Here is an 18,356-nt window from a genome sequence, read left to right as displayed (position 1 = left end):
CTCATGCCGGTGCACTATCCATTTTCTGCCGTCCTCGGCTGTCAGGCGGACGACCTCGACGACATGGGCCTCGCGCTCGTGCTCACCACGATCTCCCCGGAGATCGGCGGGGTCCTGGTCCGTGGCGAGAAGGGGACCGCGAAGTCGACGGCCGTACGCGGCCTGGCGGCCGTGCTGCCCTCGATCTCGGTCTATGCGGGGGACCGGTTCTCGATCGATCCCGCCGACCCGTCCGCGGAGTCGCCGGACGGGCCGTTCGGGTCTGCCGCGGTCGTGGAGAGCCGGCCGGTGCGGCTGGTCGAGCTCCCGGTCGGTGCCACCGAGGACCGGGTCGTCGGCTCCCTCCATCTGGAGAGCGCGCTGTCGCGCGGTGCGGTCGAGTTCGAGCCGGGGCTGCTCGCCCGGGCCCACCGCGGCCTGCTCTACGTCGACGAGGTCAACCTGCTCCACGACCACCTGGTCGACCTGCTCCTGGACGCGGCCGCGATGGGCCGGGTCTCGGTCGAGCGCGACGGGGTCTCGGTCGAGCACGCCGCCCGGTTCGTGCTGATCGGCACCATGAACCCCGAGGAGGGTGAGCTGCGCCCGCAGCTGCTGGACCGCTTCGGGCTCACCGTCGAGGTCGCCGCTCCTCGCGATCCCGCCCTCCGGGCGGAGGTCGTACGCCGCCGGATGGCCTTCGACCTGGACGCTCCCGCGTTCGTCGAGCGCTATGTGGCCGCCGAGCGTGACCTGACCGCCCGGGTCTCCGCCGCCCGTGCGCTGGTCGGGAAGGTCCGGCTCACCGCACCGGGGCTGCTCAAGATCGCCGAGGTCTGCGCGGCCTTCGAGGTCGACGGGCTGCGCGCCGACATCGTCACCGCCCGCACCGCGGTCGCCCACGCGGCCTGGGCCGGGCGCTCCGAGGTCACCCGCGAAGACATCCGCCGGGCCGCACTCCTGGCCCTTCCGCACCGCCGCCGTCGCAACCCCTTCGACGCTCCGGGGCTCGACGAGGACCTGCTCGACCGCATCCTCGGCGACGAGGAGCTGCCGCCGGAGCCCCCGGAGGGTGGGCCTTCGGATGGCTCGGACAGCGAAGACTCTGTTGGTCTCGACACGCCTCCGCCTAGCGGCTCCGGCGGCTCGACCGACGCGGAGGACGGTTCGACCGACGCGGAACCCCCGTCGGTCGAGCCCGCGAGCGAAGCGAGCGGTGTCGAGACCAACACAGCCGATGACGCACCCGACCAGGCCCAATCTCCTTCCGGCGTCGCAGGCGAGTCCGTCACCGCCGCCGCCCCGGCCTACCGCCCCCGCCTCCTGACCGTCACCGGCCTGGGCACCGGCCGCACCGGCGGCCGGAGCAAGGCGATCGGCAGCAGCGGCCGCCGGATCGGCGCGAACACCAGCGTCCGCGGCTCGCTCCACCTCGTCGAGACGCTCAAGGCGGCCGCGGGCAAGCAGGCCGCCCGCCAACGTACGTCCGCGAAGGTCGAGCTGCGGATCGAGGACCTCCGCACCGCGGTCCGTGAGGGTCGCGAGGCCAACCTGGTGCTCTTCTGCGTGGACGCGTCCGGGTCCATGGCCGCGCGCAAGCGGATGGCGCAGGTGAAGGCTGCGGTCCTCTCGCTGCTCCTCGACGCCTACCGGCGCCGCGACAAGGTCGGGATGATCACCTTCCGCGGCGAGGGCGCCGAGCTGGTGCTGCCGCCGACCGGGTCGGTCGACCTCGCAGCCGCCCGTCTCGACGAGGTGCCCGCCGGAGGACGTACGCCGCTGGCCGAAGGTCTCCTCGAGGCCGCCCGCGTGCTGCAGCGCGAGCACCTGCGTGACCCCGATCTGCGGCCGCTGCTGGTGGTCGTCACCGACGGTCGCGCCAACTCGTCCCGAAAGACTGCGCAGACCCACGGCAAGGACGCCGTCCGCCGCTCGCAGCAGGCCGCCGCGTACGTCGCCGGCCTGGGCGTCACCACCGTCGTCATCGACTCCGAGAGCGGACCGATGCGGCTCGGGCTGGCGCGTCAGCTGGCCGAGCACCTGGGCGCCGAGCACGTCCCCGTCGCCGAGGTGAGCGCCGAGGCTCTGACGTCGGCCGTCCACGGGTTCACCGGATCGACCATGGGAAGGGGCGCTGCCTGATGCCGAAGGGACAGCCGCTGAACGTACCCGACGACGGGCTCACCACCCGCCAGCGCCGCAACCGGCCGCTGGTGATGGTCCACACCGGTCCCGGCAAGGGGAAGTCGACCGCCGCGTTCGGCCTCGCGCTGCGCGGGTGGAACCAGGGCTGGCGGATCGGGGTCTTCCAGTTCGTCAAGTCGGCCAAGTGGCGCATCGGCGAGCAGACCGTGCTCGAGCGCCTCGGCAAGCTGCACGAGGAGACCGGCGAGGGCGGACCGGTCGACTGGCACAAGATGGGCTCCGGCTGGTCCTGGAGCCGCAAGCAGGGGGACGCCGAGGACCACGCCGCGGCCGCCGCCGAGGGCTGGGCCGAGATCAAGCGGTGCCTGGCCGACGAGCGCTACGACCTGCTCGTCCTCGACGAGTTCACCTACCCGATCAAGTGGGGCTGGGTCGACGCCGCCGAGGTGGCCTCGGTGCTCGCCGAGCGGCCGGGGCGCCAGCACGTCGTCATCACCGGCCGTGACGCCGATCCCGCCGTGCTCGAGGTCGCGGACCTGGTCACCGAGATGACCAAGATCAAGCACCCCATGGACGCCGGGCAGAAGGGCCAGAAGGGTATCGAATGGTGACCCTGCCCCGGCTGGTGGTCGCGGCTCCCTCGACGGGTTCGGGGAAGACGACGATCGCGACCGGGCTGATGGCGGCGCTGCGTGCCTCCGGGACCGTCGTGAGCGGTCACAAGGTCGGCCCGGACTACATCGACCCCGGCTACCACGCGCTCGCGACCGGACGCCCGGGCCGCAACCTCGACCCGCACCTGGTCGGCGTCGAACGGGTGGTGCCGCTGCTGCTCCACGGTGCCGCCGGGGCCGAGGTGGCGGTCATCGAGGGCGTCATGGGCCTCTACGACGGCCGCCTCGGCACCGACGGCTTCGCCTCCACCGCGCACGTCGCCGCACTGACCTCCTCGCCGGTCGTCCTGGTCCTCGACGTCGCCCGGATGTCCCGCTCCGCTGCCGCGATCGCCGCCGGGATGGCGGCCTTCGACCCGTCCGTACGCATCGGGGGAGTCGTGCTCAACCGCTGCTCTCCCGGGCGCAACGCCGAGGAGATCCGGCGAGCGCTGGAGCAGGTCGGTCTGCCGGTGCTCGGCATGCTCCCGCGGGACGAGTCGCTCGCCTCCCCGTCGCGTCACCTGGGCCTCGTCCCGGTCGCCGAGCGCGACGAGTCGGTCGCGCTGATCGAGCGCCTGGGGGAGCAGGTCGCCGCCCACCTCGACCTCGGGGCGCTCCTGGACGTCGCCCGGTCGGCGCCGGACCTCGATGATGCTCCTTGGGATCCCCTGCAGGAGTTGCGCGGAGATGACCGTGTTGGTCTCGACACGGATTCGCTCGTACCTCACGAATCCGGCTCGACCGACGACGCAACCGCTGGTCGAGCCGCCGGAGCCGCTAGGCGGAGGCGTGTCGAGACCAACACGGTCGAGGGCCAGAGTGACCGCCCGGTGGTGGCCGTAGCCGGCGGCAGGGCGTTCACGTTCCGCTACCCCGAGACCGAGGAGCTCCTGGAGGCGGCGGGCTGCGACGTACGCACTTTCGACCCGCTCACCGATCCTGCGCTTCCCGAGGGCACGAGGGGGATCTATCTCGGTGGCGGGTTCCCGGAGATGTACGCCGCCGAGCTGGCGGCCAACACGAGCCTGCTCCGCGACCTGAGGGCCGCCGTCGAGGCCGGGATCCCGACCGTCGCCGAGTGCGCCGGACTCCTCTACCTGGCCGAGTCGCTCGACGAGGTCCCGATGGCCGGCGCCATCCCCGCCCGGGCGGCGATGAGCGAGCGCCTGACCCTGCGCTACCCGGTCGCCACCGCCGTCTCCGACTCCTTCCTCACCCGCGCCGGCGAGCAGGTCACCGGCCACGAGTTCCACCGCACCACGACCACGCCCCCGGCCGGCACCCAGGCGGCGTGGACCGTCGACGGGATGCCGACAGGCTTCAGCAGCGACACCGTCCACGCGTCGTACCTCCACGTGCATTGGGCCGGCCATCCACACCTTGCCCGCCGCTTCGCCGAATCCGTCGGTCGAGCCGCGAGCGCCAGCGAGCGTGTCGACACCAACACGGTCGAATCGAGCGCGACCGGGGACCGTGTTGGTCTCGACACGCCTCCGCCCCGCAGCTCCGGCGGCTCGACCAGCGAGGTGGCCGACCCGTTGCGGCATCACGGGGATGTCGAGGTGGGCGTCGGGCTGCTCGACTTCGCGGTGAACGTCTACCCGGACCCGCGCCCGGAGTGGCTGGACCAGGCGCTCCACGACTCGCTGGCCCCCATCGCCTACCCCGACGAGGAGCCGGCGCGCGCGGCGCTGGCCAAGCACCACGGTCGTGAGCGCACCGAGGTGCTCCCGACGGCCGGTGCGGCCGAGGCGTTCACGCTGGTCGCCCGGGCCAGGAACTGGCGGAAGCCCGTCGTCGTGCATCCGCAATTCACCGAGCCCCACGCGGCGCTCGAGCAGGCCGGCCACACGGTGACCGAGGTGCGCCTCCGTGCCGAGGACGGGTTCGTCCTCGACCCGGCGGCCGTGCCGGGCGATGCGGACCTGGTCGTCGTCGGGAACCCGACCAACCCCACCGGCGTGCTCCACCCCGCCACCACCCTCCGCGCCCTCCTCCGCGCCGGCCGCCTGGTCGTGGTCGACGAGGCGTTCATGGACGCGGTCCCCGGCGAGCCCGAGACCCTCGCCGCGGAGCGGGCCGAGGGCCTGCTGGTGATCCGGAGCCTGACGAAGCACTGGTCGATCCCGGGGGTCCGCGCGGGCTACGTCGTCGGCGACGCCACCGCGATCGGCGACCTCGAGGCCGTACGCACCCCGTGGTCCGTCTCGGCCACCGCCGCCGCCGCGATGCTCGCCTGCGCGACCGAGCGCGCGAGCGCCGAGGCCCTCGAGCGCGCCGAACGCATCGCCACCTGGCGCGACCACCTCGAGGCGGGCCTGCGCGAGCAGCAGATCGAGTACGTCCCCTCGACCGCCTCCTTCGTCCTGGCCCGCCCCGGCGCCGGGGTCCGGGAGGCCCTACGTGAGCAGGGCATCGCCGTACGCCGCGCCGACACCTTCCCCGGGCTCGGCCCGGCCTGGGTGCGGATCGCGGTGCGCCCCGAGGAGCCCACCGACCAGCTCCTGACCGCCCTGCGGCGGACCGGGGGAGACCGGTGAGCCCACGGGCGATCGGGCTGCTGGCCGGCTTCGCGCTGGATCGCCTGCTCGGCGATCCCCGGCGCTACCACCCGGTCGCCGGCTTCGGCACGGTCGCGATGAAGGCGGAGCAGACGTGCTACGCGGACGATCGTGCCCGAGGAGTCCTCCACACCGCGACGCTGGTCGGGGGAGCGGTCGTCCTCGGCGCCGCCGCCGAGCGCCTCGCTCCCGGCCGGGCCGGGAAGATGTTGGTCACCGCCGCCGCCACCTGGGCTGTCCTGGGCGGCCGCTCGCTGGAACGCGAGGCACTGGCGGTCCACGCACACCTCGACACGGGTGACCTGCCCGCCGCGCGGCAGCGGCTGACCCACCTCGTCGGCCGCGACACCGCCGAGCTCGATGCGTCCGAGGTCTCCCGCGCGGTGGTCGAGAGCGTCGCGGAGAACACCTCCGACGCGGTGGTCGCGCCGCTGGTGTGGGGTGCGCTCGCGGGCGTACCCGGCCTTCTCGGCTACCGCGCCGCCAACACCCTGGACGCGATGGTCGGCCACCACAACGACCGCTACGAGCGCTTCGGCTGGGCCAGCGCCCGCCTCGACGACCTGCTCAACCTCCCCGGCTCACGACTCTCCGGCCTGCTCACCCTGGCCGCCGCGCCGTCACGGGCGACGCAGGCCTGGCAGGCCTGGCGCCGCGACGCAGCGCAGCACCCGAGCCCGAACGCGGGTGTCGTCGAGGCGTCCTTCGCCGGTGCCCTCGACATCCGCCTCGGCGGCACGAACCGCTACTACGGCAACCGGGTCGAGCACCGCGCGGTCATGGGTGACGGCCGCGCCGCCACCCCCGCGGACGTCGTCGGCGCCACCACCCTGGCCCGCAGGGTCGGCATCGGCGCGGCCCTGGTCGCGGCGGCGTACGCGGCGGTCGCTCAGCGCCCGTGACGGAACGCTCGGGCCATGACCGCCGGCGGTGCGTCGGCGACGCCCGGCCCGCCAGCGCGGGTCCACTCGGCCAGCGCGTCGGCGACCCGCTCCGAGCCGGCCCGGGCGACCCAGACGGGCTTCGCCCCACGCTGCCGCCCCTCGGGTGAGGGGCCGACGACCACGACGTCGGCCCGTTCGCACGGGCCGAGGCAGTCGGCGACACGTACGGTCGCCGACTCCCCGGCCGCCGCGTTCAGCGTGCTGAGCACGGCGGCGTGGTCCACCCCGGGCGACTTCCGCTCGGTCCCGCAGCAGCAGCCGCGGCAGACCGTCAGCGTCGGCCGCCCGGCGGGGGCGCTCATCCTTCGCAGGCCTCGCAGTCCGGGCCGTTCTCGATGGCACAGACAGCGGCGTCGCTCCAGTCGTCCCAGCTCAGGTCGTCGATGGCGTCGGTGGTGGTCGGGTTCTCGTTCATGGTCACGCCTTTGCGGTCGGAGTGGTCGAAGTGGACTGCTTGCTGGCCTGGATACCGGCGCGCGAGCGCAGGTAGTACAGGCTCTTGATGTTCGGGTCGAGCAGCGCGAGCTTGTGGATCTTGCTGATGTACTGCGGGGTCGCGTCGGCCTGGAAGAACAGGTTCAGCGACTGGGCCTGGTCGATGTAGACCTGCCGGTCGGAGGCCCGGGCGAGCAGGATCTCCTGGTCGATCTCATAGCCGGTCCGGAAGACCTCCTTCTCGTGGTCGTCGAGCCACGAGACGTGCTGGACCGAGCCGCCGTGGTCGATGATGTCGGAGATGTGGGCCTGGTCGTAGACGCCACGCTCCTTCATCACCTCGACGAGGTTCTGGTTGGCCCGCGGCATCTCGCCGGCGGAGGTGGTCTGGTTCCAGACGTTGGCGACGTACGGCTCGATGCCCTGGCTGGTGCCGCCGACGATCACCGCGGTGCTCATCGTCGGCGCGATCGCCATGAGGTGGGAGTTGCGCCGTCCGACGCACCACTCGGGGATGCCGGCGACCGAGCCCATCCACCGCGAGGCGGCGTCGGCACGGGACGAGATCCGCTCGAAGATGTCCTTGTTCAGCGCTGCCGCCTTGTCCGACTCGAACGGCACCCGCTGCTTCTGCAGGTAGTCGTGGTAGCCCATCACGCCGAGGCCCAGGCTGCGGGCCTTCTCGGTGTAGCGCACCGCCCGCTCCAGACCGCGGATGGTACGCGCCTTGCGCAGGAACGCCTCGGCGACCGCGTCCAGGAAGACGGTCGCGACGTACGCGGTGTCCTGGTCCTTCCACTCGTCGTAGGTCGACAGGTTCAGCGAGGAGAGCACGCAGGTGTAGGAGTGGTCCTCGTCGCTGAAGAGGGTGATCTCCGAGCACAGGTTGGAGGCCTTGTTGGCCAGGCCGTTGGCCTGGTAGGACTCGGTCTGCGCCGCGTTGACGGTGTCGACCTTCCAGATGTAGCCCTTGCCCAGCACGACCCGGATCTTCAGCACCCGCTGGTAGCGCTCCAGCGCGTCCTTGTCGCCGGCGAGCATCCGGTCGATGAAGGCCTGGCTGAAGATCCAGCCGACGTTCTTGTTGGCCGGCTCGCGGAAGATCAGGTCGGCGAGCTCGTAGAAGTCCGGGTGGTCCACGGGCAGGTAGCCCGCCCAGGAGCCGCGGCGGGTGGCGCCCTGGCTGATCTGGTTGGTCATCTCCACGAAGTTGCAGAAGACCGGGACCACGCCGTTGGCCTTGCCGTTGTCGCTGAACTTCGCGCCGCGCGGCCGGACGTCACCGAGGTACGCCGAGGTGCCGAACCCGTTCTGGGACAGGATCGCGGCCTCCTTGAGGGTCTCGTAGAAGCCCCAGACCGAGTCCTCGACGTAGGACCCCTCGCACGAGACCGGCAGGCCGCGGTCGGTGCCGAGGTTGGACAGCACCGGCGTCGAGGGGGAGAGCCAGCCGTTCCAGATCGCCTCGAAGAACGGCTCCGTCCAGGAGACGCCGTCCTCGCGGGGGTACATCTCGTCGGCCAGCCCGCCGGCGGTGGCCGCGATGGTCTCGTAGCGCTCGCGGACGCTCTGGTCCGCGACGGTGTACTTGGCCTTGAACATCGCGTAGCCCGCGGTGGTCATGAAGGCAGGCACGGTGCCCTCGTCCTGCAGTGCCTTGCGCTCGGCGGAGAGCGCCTCCCAGCTGGTGCTGCTCATCAGAACTCGAACTCCGTCTCGCCGATGTTGCGGTTGTATTCGTTGCCGGTGACCTGGAAGAAGTCGTGGAACTGGGTGCCGTTGATGCCGGCGTAGAACCACTCGGCGACCGGGTTGGTCTCGACCCCGAACAGCGGCTCCATCCGCATGTTCTCCAGGGTCATGTCGATGCGGGAGCGCACGAAGGCCTCCAGATCGGCCTGCTCGATGCCGGTGATCGGCCCGTGGGCGAAGAGCATCTCCACGATCCGGGCCTCGTGGGCGTAGAGGTGCTCGGCGACGCCGCGGACGCGGGCGAAGAGGTCGTCGCGCTCGGCCTCGAACTTGTCGGCCGGGACGGTCGCGGCGTACTCGTCCAGCGTCGTGTTGAACAGCCAGGCACCGCCGGTGGCGTGCAGGTTCTCGTCGCGGGCGGAGAAGTTGATGCCGCTGATCACGTTCTGCAGCAGGTTCTTGCCACCGGACTGGAAGTGCTTGAGGAAGGCGAAGTTGGAGTAGAGGACGCAGTTCTCCATCAGCGTGAAGACGCTCAGCGCGTAGAGCAGGTCCTCGTCGGCGATGGCGTCCCACACGAAGGCGATCCGCTCGGCCAGCACCGGGTCGTTCTTGTAGGAGTCGTAGAACTCCTCGGTGTCGATCATCAGCGTCTTGTTGAGCTTCGCGTAGAACGGCGCGTGCATGTTCAGCTCGGCGAAGGAGAAGGCGTTGGTCATCATCTGGATCTCGGGCCGCGGGAACGCGTGGAAGAGCCGGTCGCCCCACACCTCGCCGCCGAGGATCAGCTCGTAGATGGTGAACAGCTTCAGCGTCGTCTTGACCGCAGCCTGCTCGGCGTCGGTCATGTTGACCAGGAAGTCCTGCTTGTCGTTCTCGACCGGGATCTCCTCGGCGGTCCAGAAGATGCTCCGCTGCTTCTTGGCCAGGTCCTCGGCCATCGGATAGTCGAAGACGTACGCCGACTTCTCGGTGCGGATCGGTAGACCCTCGGTGTCGATCAAGCCCATACCCCCCTTGTTCAGGCGGGCCCCGCGGCCCGCTGGATGTCTCGTGCATCCGTGCCGGGGCAGGAGAGGACGGCGTCGTACGCGCTCGATCCCCTGACCTTCCCTCGAGGTCGCGGACCCCACCATGAGGTGGGCACTGGCAGGTCTTCGGACTCGTGGGCGTCTCGTGCTCGGTCCTAGTGGCCGTCGCTTCCCAGGAGCCGGCTTGCTCCCAGTGCTTCGTGACGGCGGTCGTTCCCACTCACCGCTGCGGGGCAGTCCCGGACTCGCACCGGGTTCCCTCTTGCCTCTCCCGCCTCGTCGCCGAGGTGGGAGAACCAGCTGCGGGCACCACTATATGCGGGAATTACACCAATGCAACTTCCTAGATCTTGTGTTTCGCCGACTCCATGGAACGCTGTGGGTGCGGCCAGCGTCCCGACGTGGCATGATGCCGCCAACGGACATGAGGAAGCCGGTGGAACTCCGGCACAGTCGCGCTACTGTGACACCGCCTCGCGGCGGTGGAGTCAGACCCGAATGTCCGTCCAACCCCAACGAACAGGGACGCAGGTATCCCTGAGGAGGACATATGTCGCAGCACGCTGTGGCGCCGGTCGCCGGCGCAGATCTGCCCACCATCCCGCTCCGTGAGCTCGCCCCCTGGGCGCTCTTCTTCGGTCTGCTCGGTCTCCTGGCGCTCTTCTTCATCAGCGCCGACCAGGGCGCCGTCTCGATCCCGTCGGGCACCCTGATCCACGAGTGGGTCCACGACGGTCGTCACCTGCTCGGCTACCCCTGCCACTGATGAGCCCGCGTGCCTTTCTCGTACGCGGCCTCCTAGCCGGCCTCCTCGCCGGAGTCGCCACCTTCCTGGTGGCGTACGCCGTCGGTGAGCCGCAGGTCGGTGCTGCCATCGCGCTGGAGGAGGCCGGCGGCGACGGACACTCGCACTCGCATGCCGCCGAAGGTGCTGAGGGCGAGGAGGAGGCCGCCGAGGTCTCCCGCACCAACCAGAGCACCTGGGGGCTGCTGACCGGCACCCTCGCGGTCGGCGTCGCGCTCGGCGGCATCGTCGGGCTGGTCGCCGCGGCAACGCTGGGTCGTCTGGGACGGCTCACGCCGGGCCAGTCGACGGCGCTGGTCACCCTGATCGGGTTCGTCGCGGTCGCACTCGTGCCGTTCCTCAAATACCCGGCGACCCCGCCGGCGGTCGGCAGCGGCGACACCATCGGCGTACGCACCGCGGTCTACTTCGCCTTCCAGGCCCTCTCGGTCGTGGCGGCGGTGGTCGTGACGTACGCCGCGGTGCGGCTGCGCGGGCGGTTCGGCACCTACCTCGCCGTCGTCGGCGCGACCGCGGCCTACCTGGCCGTGATGGTCGTCGCCGGAGAGCTGTTCACGACGGTCAACGAGGTCGGGGACTTCCCGGCCGACACGCTGTGGTTCTTCCGCCGGGCCTCGCTGATCACGCTCGCCACGATGTGGGGCGTGCTCGGAGTGGCACTGACCGGACTGGTCATTCGTCTGTACGCGGCAGAGCGCGCTGTCGCGGAACGCAAGGCCCTGGCCGCCAGCCTGTGAGCTAGCGGGGGAGGCGGTAGGCCTCCACGGGACGGCCGCCGTCCAGGTGATCGCGCACGATCACCCGGGCGGCGGCCGCTTCCACGTTGCCGTACCAGACGTCGTCGGGCTGCACGCTGAGCACCGGCGCCTGGTTGCACGGGAACTGGCAGCCGGTGTGGGTGATCAGCAGGTCGTCGTCGCCGAGACCGGCCTCCATCGCGCCCAGGACGACCGCCCTGGCCACCTCCTCGGAGCCCTTCGCGGTGCAGCGCGGGCCGCGGCAGATCAGCACCTGACGTACGTGGCCGGGGACCCGCTCCCAGGCGGGGGAGGTGAGCCCGGGCTCGGTGCCGGTGATCGGTCTGGTCTCGGCCAGCACCTCGGCGAGCTCGTCACGCGTGGTCGCCAGAGCGGTCGCCACCTGGATCGTGGGAGGCTCGCCCGCGCGCTCGCGCCACCAGTGGGCCGCGATCCGGCGCAGCCAGGAGTGGCCCGGGGCGAGCGGGCCGAGGCTGACCCCGGCCAGGGTGATCGTCTCCGCACCGGCGTCGGCGAGCCGGGTCAGCTCTGCGGAGAGGGACGGGCCGCCCATCTGCAGGAAGGCGAGGCTCGCGTCGAGCTCGCCGGCCCAACCGAGCAGGTCCTGGCGGCGGTCGACGTCGGTCACCGACATCCCGACGACCACCCTCATCCGAGGCTCCGGACCCAGGCGACCGCCTCGGCGACGTCGTCGACGGTGCGGACGCCGTCGGCGGCGGTGGGTCGGCGTACGACCACGACGGGCACGCCGAGCTCGGCGGCCGCGGCCATCTTCGGCCAGGTGAAGGTGCCGCCGGAGTCCTTGGTGATGAGCACGTCGGTGCGGTGCTCATGCATCAGCGCGAGCTCGCCCTCGATCTCGTAGGGGCCACGGCTGGTCAGCAGCGTCCAGGGCTCGGGCAGGTCGAGGTCGGGCGGGTCGACCACGCGGGCCAGAGCCTCGTGGCCCGCGAGCGCCGGGACGAACCGGGCCAGCTCCTGGCGTCCGACGGTGATGAAGGGACGCCTCCCGAGACCGGAGGCGAGCGCGGCGGCCTCGTCGTGGGTGTCGACGTAGGTCCAGGACGGGTCCGCCGGCCAGCCCGGCCGCTCCAGCCGGAGCAGCGGATGCCCGGTCTGCGCGCAGGCCGTGGCCGCGTTGGCCGAGATGCCGCGCGCGAACGGGTGCGTCGCGTCGACGACGGCGTCGAAGTGGTCGAGAGCCCCCCTCAAGCCCTCGACCCCTCCGAAGCCGCCGATCCGCACCGCCCCCACCGGCAGCCGCGGCCGAGCCACCCGGCCCGCCAACGAGGAGGTGACCGCCACCCCCTCCTCGACCAGCCGTGCCGCCAGGTCCCGAGCCTCCCCGGTCCCGCCCAGGATCAGCAGCCTCATCGGATACCCCCGCTGGTCGAGCCGCCCCCGCTGGTCGAGCCGCCGGAGCCGTTAGGCGGAGGCGTGTCGAGACCAACACAGTCCTCTGTCGACCTCGAGGGGACTGTGTTGGTCTCGACACGACGTCGTTCGTCCCTCACGACGTCGGCTCGACCGACGGGGGAGACGGCGAGGTCGAGCAGGGCGTCGACGTCGAGGTGCTCCTCGACGAGGTCGGCGATCAGGTCCAGGCGGCGTTCACGGGCCGCCGTGAAGGAGACCGAGGACGGTTCGCGACCCAGCGTCGCCTGCAGGAACGCGCCCCGGAGGGCGTCGCCCTCCAAGGAGCCGTGCCACATCGTTCCGAAGACGTTGCCGGCCCGCGCGCCACCGAGGAACTCGGTGGCCCCGTCGCCGCGGGTGATCCGGCCGTGGTGGATCTCGTAGCCGCTCGCCTCGACCCCGAGGGCCGAGCCGGTGGGCAGGCGGAGGTTCTTGGCAGGAGAGAAGTCGGTGCGGACGTCGAGCAGGCCCAGACCCTCGACCTCGGTGACCGACCCCTCGACCCCGTCGGGGTCGGCGATGACGCCGCCGAGCATCTGGAAACCACCGCAGATCCCGAGGAGCGGGCGGCCGCGGCGTACGTGCTCGATCAGGGCCACGTCGAGGCCGCGCGAGCGGAGCCAGGCCAGGTCGCTGATCGTGGACCGGGTGCCCGGCAGGACCACCAGGTCGGCGTCGGCGACGTCGGCCGGGGAGGAGGCGAAGACGACGTCGAGGTCCGGCTCCAGGCCGAGCGCGTCGACGTCGGTGAAGTTGGAGATGCGGGGGAGGCGTACGACCGCGACCTTGCGGGTGGCGCCGGCCGCCGCACGACGGCCCTCCAGGTCGAGCGCGTCCTCGGAGTCGAGCCACAGCGACGGCTCCCAGGGCAGCACCCCGAAGACCCGGCGCTCGGTGAGCGACTCAAGCGAGTCGAGCCCGGGCTTCAGCAGACCCGCGTCGCCGCGGAACTTGTTGATGACGAAGCCGCTGATCAGCGCCTGGTCCTCGGGTTCGAGGAGGGCCAGGGTGCCGTACATCGCCGCGAACACCCCGCCGCGGTCGATGTCGCCGACGACGATCGTCGGCAGCCCGGCATGCCGGGCCAGTCCCATGTTGACGTAGTCGCCGGCCCGCAGGTTGATCTCGGCCGGGCTGCCGGCCCCCTCGGCGACGATCACCTCGAAGCGCGAGGCGAGATCGTCGTACGCAGCGTGGGCCGCGGTCGCCAGATGCCGGCGCCCGCGCTCCCAGTCGTGGGAGGAGACCTCGCCGGCGGGATGGCCCATCAGCACGACGTGGCTGCGGCGGTCGGAGCCGGGCTTGAGCAGCACCGGGTTCATCGCCGGCTCCGGGGTGACCCGTGCGGCCAGCGCCTGGACCCACTGGGCCCGGCCGATCTCCGCCGTCGTCCCGTCAGGCCCCTCGCAGACCATGGAGTTGTTGGACATGTTCTGGGCCTTGTAGGGCGCCACCTTCACGCCGCGGCGGGCGAACGCCCGGCACAGCCCGGTCGTCACGACCGACTTGCCCGCATCCGAGGTGGTGCCGGCGACCAGCAATCCGCTCATCGGCGCGGAGCCCGCAGGAGGTAGATGTCCATCACCCAGCCGGACGTCTTGCGCAGCCGGGCGCGTGCCTCGTCGATGGCGGGCAGGACCTCGCCGACGGTGCCCGCGACCAGCTCCTCCTCGCGCGTGCCGAGGTTGCCGCCCCACCAGATCCGCCAGTCCTCGAGCCCCGGGAGCTCGACGACGCGGTTGAGCATCACCACGAGGTTGTCGTGGCCGGCCTGGACGGCCTCGAGCACCGCGCGGCCGGTGGTGACGTAGAGCGGACGGCCGACGTCGTGGAGCACCAGGCGATGGCGCGCCGCAAGCAGCTGCACGGAGGAGATCCCGGGGATGACGTCGACCTCGATGTCGAGCTGCTCGGCGATCTGGTCGACGACGCGGATCGTGGAGTCGTAGAAGGCCGGGTCGCCCCAGACCAGGAAGCCGACGTCACCGGGGTGCTCGGCGAGCACGGCGAGGTAGCGCTCGACCCGGGCGCGGTGCCAGTCGGCGACCGCGGCCCGGTACTCCTCGTCGGTCCCGGTGAACTCCTCGCGCCGCTCGCGCGGTGCGTCGTCGACCTTGACCACCCGGGCCGGCTGGTCGAGATGACGGTCGAGGAGCTCCTCACGGGCTCGCACCAGCGGGTCCGGCATGCCCTTCTTCACCGTGCCCGACTTGTCGGTGACCAGGAAGTAGTCGACCGACCGCATCGCGGCGACCGCCTCGAGGGTGACCTGGTCGGGGTCGCCGGGGCCGACGCCGATGATCTTGATCCGACGCGTCACTCTTCCTCCAGGTCACCTTCGATGTCGAGATAGATCTCCTGCATCGCAGCGACGACCTCGGGGTCGGGTTCCTCCCACAGGCCCCGCTCGGCCGCCTCGTGCAGCCGCTCGACGATGCCGCGCAGCGCCCACGGGTTCGAGGAGCGCATGAACTCCTGGTTGGTCTCGTCCAGGACGTACTCGCGGGCGAGCTTCTCGTACATCCAGTCCTGCACCACACCGGCGGTCGCGTCGAAGCCGAAGAGGTAGTCGACGGTCGCGGCCAGCTCGAAGGCGCCCTTGTAGCCGTGGCGCTGCATCGCCGAGATCCAGCGCGGGTTGACCACCCGGGCCCGGAAGACGCGGTTGGTCTCCTCCTGCAGCGTCCGGGTCTTGATGGCGTCGGGCGAGGTCGAGTCGCCGACGTACGCCTTCGGATCCGAACCGGTCAGCGCGCGGACGGTGGCGACCATGCCGCCGTGGTACTGGAAGTAGTCGTCGGAGTCGGCGATGTCGTGCTCGGCGGAGTCGACGTTCTTGGCGGCGACCTTGATCCGGCGATAGTTGGCGCGCATGTCGTCGGCCGCCGGGGCGCCGTCGAGGTCGCGGCCGTAGGCGAAGCCGCCCCAGGCTGCGTACACGTCGGCGAGGTCCTGGTCGGAGCGCCAGTTGCCGGCCTCGATCACCTGCAGGATCCCGGCGCCGTACGAGCCGGGCTTGGAGCCGAAGATCCGGGACGTCGCGCGACGCTGGTCGCCGTGCTCGGCGAGGTCCTCGAGGGTGTGCGCCCGGACGAAGTTGTCCTCGGCCGGCTCGTCCAGGTCGGCCACCATCCGGACCGCGTCGTCGAGCATCGAGACGACGTGCGGGAACGCGTCGCGGAAGAAGCCGGAGATGCGTACAGTCACGTCGATGCGGGGCCGGCCGAGCTCGGCCAGCGGGATGACGTCGAGGTGGGTGATGCGGCGGGAGGCCTCGTCCCACTCGGGGCGCACCCCGAGCAGCGCGAGCACCTCGGCGACGTCGTCGCCGGACGTACGCATCGCGCTGGTTCCCCACACGGAGAGCCCGACCGACGTCGGGTAGTCGCCGGTCTCGTCGAGGTAACGCTGCAGCAGCGAGTCGGCCATCGCCTGCCCGGTCTGCCACGCCAGCCGCGAGGGCACCGCGCGCGGGTCGACGGTGTAGAAGTTGCGCCCCGTCGGAAGTACGTTGACGAGCCCCCGCAGCGGCGAGCCCGACGGCCCCGCGGGGACGAAGCCACCGTCCAGCGCGTGCAGCACGGCTCCCAGCTCGTCGGTGGTCCTCGCCAGCCGGGGCACGACCTCGGTCGCGGCGAAGGCGAGCACCTGCTGGACAGCCGGGTCGTCGTGGAGCGTCTCGGCGACCGCCGGGTCCCAGCCGGCCGCGTCCATCCGCTGCACCAGGTCGCGCGCCTGGGTCTCGATCTCGTCGACGGCGCGGGTGTCCGCACCCTCCTTGAGGCCGAGCGCCGCCCGCAGACCGGGCACGGCCCCGCCGACGCCACCCCACACCTGCGCGGCGCGCAGGATGGAGAGGACCAGGTTGACCCGCGCCTCGCCCTCGGGGGTGCCGCCGAGCACGTGCAGGCCGTCGCGGATCTGGGCGTCCTTGATCTCGCAGAGCCAGCCGTCGATGTGGAGCATGAAGTCGTCGAAGTCGTCGTCCTCGGGGCGCTCCTCCATGCCGAGGTCGCGGTGGAGCTCGGCGGCCTTCATCAGCTGCCAGATCTCGCCGCGGATGGCGGGCAGCTTGGCCGGGTCCATGGAGGAGATCCGGTCGTACTCCTCCATCAGCGACTCCAGCCGGGCGATGTCGCCGTAGGACTCCGCGCGGGCCATCGGCGGCACCAGGTGGTCGATGATCGTGGCGTGCGCGCGGCGCTTGGCCTGGGCGCCCTCGCCCGGGTCGTTGACCAGGAACGGGTAGATCAGCGGCATGTTGCCGATGGCCGCATCCGGGCCGCATGACGCCGACAGCGCTGCGTTCTTGCCCGGCAGCCACTCCATCGAGCCGTGCTTGCCGAGGTGGACGACGGCGTCGGCGCGGAAGCCGTGCTCGAGCCAGCGGTAGGCGCCCAGATAGTGGTGCGAGGGCGGCAGGTCGGGGTCGTGGTAGATCGCGACCGGGTTCTCGCCGAACCCGCGCGGCGGCTGGATCAGGATGACGATGTTGCCGGCCTGGAGCGTGGCCAGCACGAGCTCGCCGGAGTCGTTGACGAAGAGCTCGCCCGGCGTCGGGCCCCAGGTCTCGACCATCTGCTCGCGCAGGTCGGCGGGGAGATCGGCGGTCCACGCGTCGTAGTCGGCCTTGGAGATGCGGACGTGGGCGTCGGTGAGCTGGGCGTTGGTCAGCCACTCCTCGTCCTGGCCGCCGGCCGCGATCAGCGCGTGGATCAGCGCGTCGCCGGCAGCGGTGTCGCCCTCCTCGGTGGCGACGGAGTCGAGGATGCGTACGACCTCGTTGTCCTGGCCCAGGTCGTAGCCCTCCTCACGGAGCCGGCGCAGCATCCGGATCGCGGAGACCGGGGTGTCCAGGCCGACCGCGTTGCCGATGCGGGCGTGCTTGGTGGGGTAGGCGGAGAGCACCAGCGCGAGGCGCTTCTCGGGGTTGGGCGTGTGGCGGAGCCGGGCGTGGTTGACCGCGATCCGGGCCACGCGCGCGGCCCGCTCGGGGTCGGCGACGTAGTGGGGGAGACCCTGCTCGTCGAGCTCCTTGAAGGAGAACGGGGCGGTGATGATCCGGCCGTCGAACTCCGGGATCGCGATCTGGTTGGCCGAGTCGAGCGGCGTCACGCCGTCGTCGGAGGCCTCCCACTCCGCGCGCGAGCTGGTCAGGCAGAGGCCCTGGAGCACCGGGATGTCCAGCGCCGCCATCCGCTCGACGTCCCAGGCCTCGTCCTCGCCGCCGGCGGAGGCGGACGCGGGCACGGAGCCCCCGGCCGCGAGCACGGTCACGATGAGCGCGTCGAGGGTGCCGAGCGCCTCGTAGAGGTCGTCGGGGGCCGAGCGGAGCGAACCCGCGAAGACGGGTACGCCGGTGGCCGCGCCGGTCGCGTCGATGGCGTCGGCGAGCGCGTGCGCGAACGCGGTGTTCCCGCTGGTCTCGTGGGCGCGGTAGTAGAGGACGCCGATGCGCGGTCGGGTGTCGTCGGCCTGCGAAGGCCGCTCCGCGAACCCCCAGGCAGGAACCTCCGCCGGCGGCTCGAACCCGAACCCGGTCAGCAGCACCGTGTCGGAGAGGAACGCGTGCAGCTGGGCGAGGTTGGCCGGCCCGCCCTCGGCGAGGTAGCGGTGTGCCTCCGCGGCGACGCCCATCGGCACCGTGGAGTGCTCCATCAGCTCGGCGCTCGGCTGCTGCTCGCCACCGAGGACCACCACCGGGGTGCCGCGCTCCTTGACGGCGCTCAGGCCGTCCCACAGGTCGTTGGGGGAGCCGAGGAGCCGGAAGACCACCAGGTCGGCGTCGGCGACGACGGCCTCGAGGTCGGTCGCCCGCGACGGGTTCGCCCAGGCGTAGTCGGCTCCGCTGGCACGGGCCGAGAGCAGGTCGGTGTCCGAGGTGGACAGAAGGGCGATGCGTACGCGTGCAGGGTCGGCCATGCCGGGGTCCTC

General features: G+C 71.7%; 14 protein-coding genes and 1 riboswitch. Of the genes, 6 read left to right on the top strand and 8 right to left on the bottom strand.

Annotated features, from left to right (window positions below):
* The first annotated feature begins 3 nt into the window (after positions 1–3).
* The 4 genes from ACWZJV_RS06715 to ACWZJV_RS06700 are packed head-to-tail and all read left to right on the top strand — an operon-like array spanning position 4 to position 6,243.
* Complete coding sequence (locus ACWZJV_RS06715; RefSeq protein WP_457180682.1) at positions 4–2,121, top strand: VWA domain-containing protein; 2,118 nt, start codon at positions 4–6, stop codon at positions 2,119–2,121.
* Complete coding sequence (gene cobO, locus ACWZJV_RS06710; protein WP_008362312.1) at positions 2,121–2,735, top strand: cob(I)yrinic acid a,c-diamide adenosyltransferase; 615 nt, start codon at positions 2,121–2,123, stop codon at positions 2,733–2,735. Before ACWZJV_RS06715 ends, cobO begins: the two co-directional genes overlap by 1 nt.
* Positions 2,729–5,320 (top strand): cobyrinate a,c-diamide synthase, encoded by a 2,592-nt coding sequence (locus ACWZJV_RS06705; protein WP_457180681.1) that lies wholly within the window; start codon positions 2,729–2,731, stop codon positions 5,318–5,320. Before cobO ends, ACWZJV_RS06705 begins: the two co-directional genes overlap by 7 nt.
* Positions 5,317–6,243, top strand: coding sequence for a cobalamin biosynthesis protein (locus ACWZJV_RS06700; protein WP_196873265.1), 927 nt, complete (start codon positions 5,317–5,319; stop codon positions 6,241–6,243). Before ACWZJV_RS06705 ends, ACWZJV_RS06700 begins: the two co-directional genes overlap by 4 nt.
* Here the strand turns inward: ACWZJV_RS06700 and ACWZJV_RS06695 are convergent.
* The 3 genes from ACWZJV_RS06695 to ACWZJV_RS06685 all read right to left on the bottom strand — a co-directional run bounded on the left by ACWZJV_RS06695 (position 6,231) and on the right by ACWZJV_RS06685 (position 9,422).
* Positions 6,231–6,587, bottom strand: a complete 357-nt coding sequence (locus ACWZJV_RS06695) for a (2Fe-2S) ferredoxin domain-containing protein (RefSeq protein WP_196873266.1) — start codon at positions 6,585–6,587, stop codon at positions 6,231–6,233. The two genes, ACWZJV_RS06700 and ACWZJV_RS06695, sit on opposite strands and share 13 nt — an antisense overlap.
* Positions 6,588–6,702: 115 nt before the next feature.
* Positions 6,703–8,418 (bottom strand): ribonucleotide reductase N-terminal alpha domain-containing protein, encoded by a 1,716-nt coding sequence (locus tag ACWZJV_RS06690; RefSeq protein WP_008362316.1) that lies wholly within the window; start codon positions 8,416–8,418, stop codon positions 6,703–6,705.
* Positions 8,418–9,422 carry a ribonucleotide-diphosphate reductase subunit beta gene (locus ACWZJV_RS06685; RefSeq protein ID WP_196873267.1) on the bottom strand — a complete coding sequence of 335 codons (1,005 nt, stop codon included), beginning with the start codon at positions 9,420–9,422 and terminating at the stop codon, positions 8,418–8,420. Before ACWZJV_RS06685 ends, ACWZJV_RS06690 begins: the two co-directional genes overlap by 1 nt.
* A 121-nt stretch (positions 9,423–9,543) precedes the next feature.
* Positions 9,544–9,760, bottom strand: a riboswitch (cobalamin riboswitch).
* 233 nt (positions 9,761–9,993) lie between these two features.
* On the opposite strand from ACWZJV_RS06685, the gene ACWZJV_RS06680 reads away from it, so the two are divergent.
* Both ACWZJV_RS06680 and ACWZJV_RS06675 read left to right on the top strand, forming a co-directional pair.
* Positions 9,994–10,209, top strand: coding sequence for a CbtB domain-containing protein (locus ACWZJV_RS06680; protein WP_008362319.1), 216 nt, complete (start codon positions 9,994–9,996; stop codon positions 10,207–10,209).
* Positions 10,209–10,985, top strand: a complete 777-nt coding sequence (locus ACWZJV_RS06675; RefSeq protein ID WP_196873268.1) for a CbtA family protein — start codon at positions 10,209–10,211, stop codon at positions 10,983–10,985. The genes ACWZJV_RS06680 and ACWZJV_RS06675 overlap by 1 nt, the downstream gene beginning before the upstream one ends.
* Position 10,986: 1 nt before the next feature.
* Here ACWZJV_RS06675 and ACWZJV_RS06670 read toward each other — a convergent pair whose 3' ends face one another.
* From ACWZJV_RS06670 to cobN, 5 genes are read right to left on the bottom strand one after another with little or no spacing between them, the layout of a single operon-like run.
* A complete protein-coding gene (locus tag ACWZJV_RS06670) occupies positions 10,987–11,658 on the bottom strand; it encodes a (2Fe-2S) ferredoxin domain-containing protein (protein ID WP_196873269.1) in 672 nt (223 codons plus the stop codon).
* A complete protein-coding gene (locus tag ACWZJV_RS06665) occupies positions 11,655–12,380 on the bottom strand; it encodes a cobalt-precorrin-6A reductase (protein ID WP_457180680.1) in 726 nt (241 codons plus the stop codon). The genes ACWZJV_RS06670 and ACWZJV_RS06665 overlap by 4 nt, the downstream gene beginning before the upstream one ends.
* On the bottom strand, positions 12,377–13,972 hold the full coding sequence (locus ACWZJV_RS06660; RefSeq protein ID WP_457180679.1) for a cobyric acid synthase: 1,596 nt from the start codon (positions 13,970–13,972) through the stop codon (positions 12,377–12,379). The genes ACWZJV_RS06665 and ACWZJV_RS06660 overlap by 4 nt, the downstream gene beginning before the upstream one ends.
* On the bottom strand, positions 13,969–14,742 hold the full coding sequence (cobF, locus tag ACWZJV_RS06655; protein WP_457180678.1) for a precorrin-6A synthase (deacetylating): 774 nt from the start codon (positions 14,740–14,742) through the stop codon (positions 13,969–13,971). Before cobF ends, ACWZJV_RS06660 begins: the two co-directional genes overlap by 4 nt.
* Entirely contained in the window at positions 14,739–18,344 is a 3,606-nt protein-coding gene (gene cobN / locus ACWZJV_RS06650) for a cobaltochelatase subunit CobN (RefSeq protein WP_457180677.1), read from the bottom strand. The genes cobF and cobN overlap by 4 nt, the downstream gene beginning before the upstream one ends.
* Positions 18,345–18,356 lie beyond the last annotated feature (12 nt).

This window comes from Nocardioides sp. WG-D5, from assembly GCF_054031175.1.
Note: the sequence above shows the minus strand (reverse complement) of the source record. Positions and strands in the feature narration are given on the sequence as shown.

Excerpts from the sequence above, each read along its gene's own strand:
- ACWZJV_RS06665 (WP_457180680.1), bottom strand. The coding sequence starts at position 12,380 with ATGAGGCTGCTGATCCTGGGCGGGACCGGGGAGGCTCGGGACCTGGCG.
- ACWZJV_RS06695 (WP_196873266.1), bottom strand. The coding sequence starts at position 6,587 with ATGAGCGCCCCCGCCGGGCGGCCGACGCTGACGGTCTGCCGCGGCTGC.
- ACWZJV_RS06715 (WP_457180682.1), top strand. The coding sequence starts at position 4 with ATGCCGGTGCACTATCCATTTTCTGCCGTCCTCGGCTGTCAGGCGGAC.
- cobN (WP_457180677.1), bottom strand. The coding sequence starts at position 18,344 with ATGGCCGACCCTGCACGCGTACGCATCGCCCTTCTGTCCACCTCGGAC.
- ACWZJV_RS06670 (WP_196873269.1), bottom strand. The coding sequence starts at position 11,658 with ATGAGGGTGGTCGTCGGGATGTCGGTGACCGACGTCGACCGCCGCCAG.
- ACWZJV_RS06660 (WP_457180679.1), bottom strand. The coding sequence starts at position 13,972 with ATGAGCGGATTGCTGGTCGCCGGCACCACCTCGGATGCGGGCAAGTCG.
- ACWZJV_RS06685 (WP_196873267.1), bottom strand. The coding sequence starts at position 9,422 with ATGGGCTTGATCGACACCGAGGGTCTACCGATCCGCACCGAGAAGTCG.
- ACWZJV_RS06680 (WP_008362319.1), top strand. The coding sequence starts at position 9,994 with ATGTCGCAGCACGCTGTGGCGCCGGTCGCCGGCGCAGATCTGCCCACC.
- cobO (WP_008362312.1), top strand. The coding sequence starts at position 2,121 with ATGCCGAAGGGACAGCCGCTGAACGTACCCGACGACGGGCTCACCACC.
- ACWZJV_RS06705 (WP_457180681.1), top strand. The coding sequence starts at position 2,729 with ATGGTGACCCTGCCCCGGCTGGTGGTCGCGGCTCCCTCGACGGGTTCG.
- ACWZJV_RS06675 (WP_196873268.1), top strand. The coding sequence starts at position 10,209 with ATGAGCCCGCGTGCCTTTCTCGTACGCGGCCTCCTAGCCGGCCTCCTC.
- ACWZJV_RS06690 (WP_008362316.1), bottom strand. The coding sequence starts at position 8,418 with ATGAGCAGCACCAGCTGGGAGGCGCTCTCCGCCGAGCGCAAGGCACTG.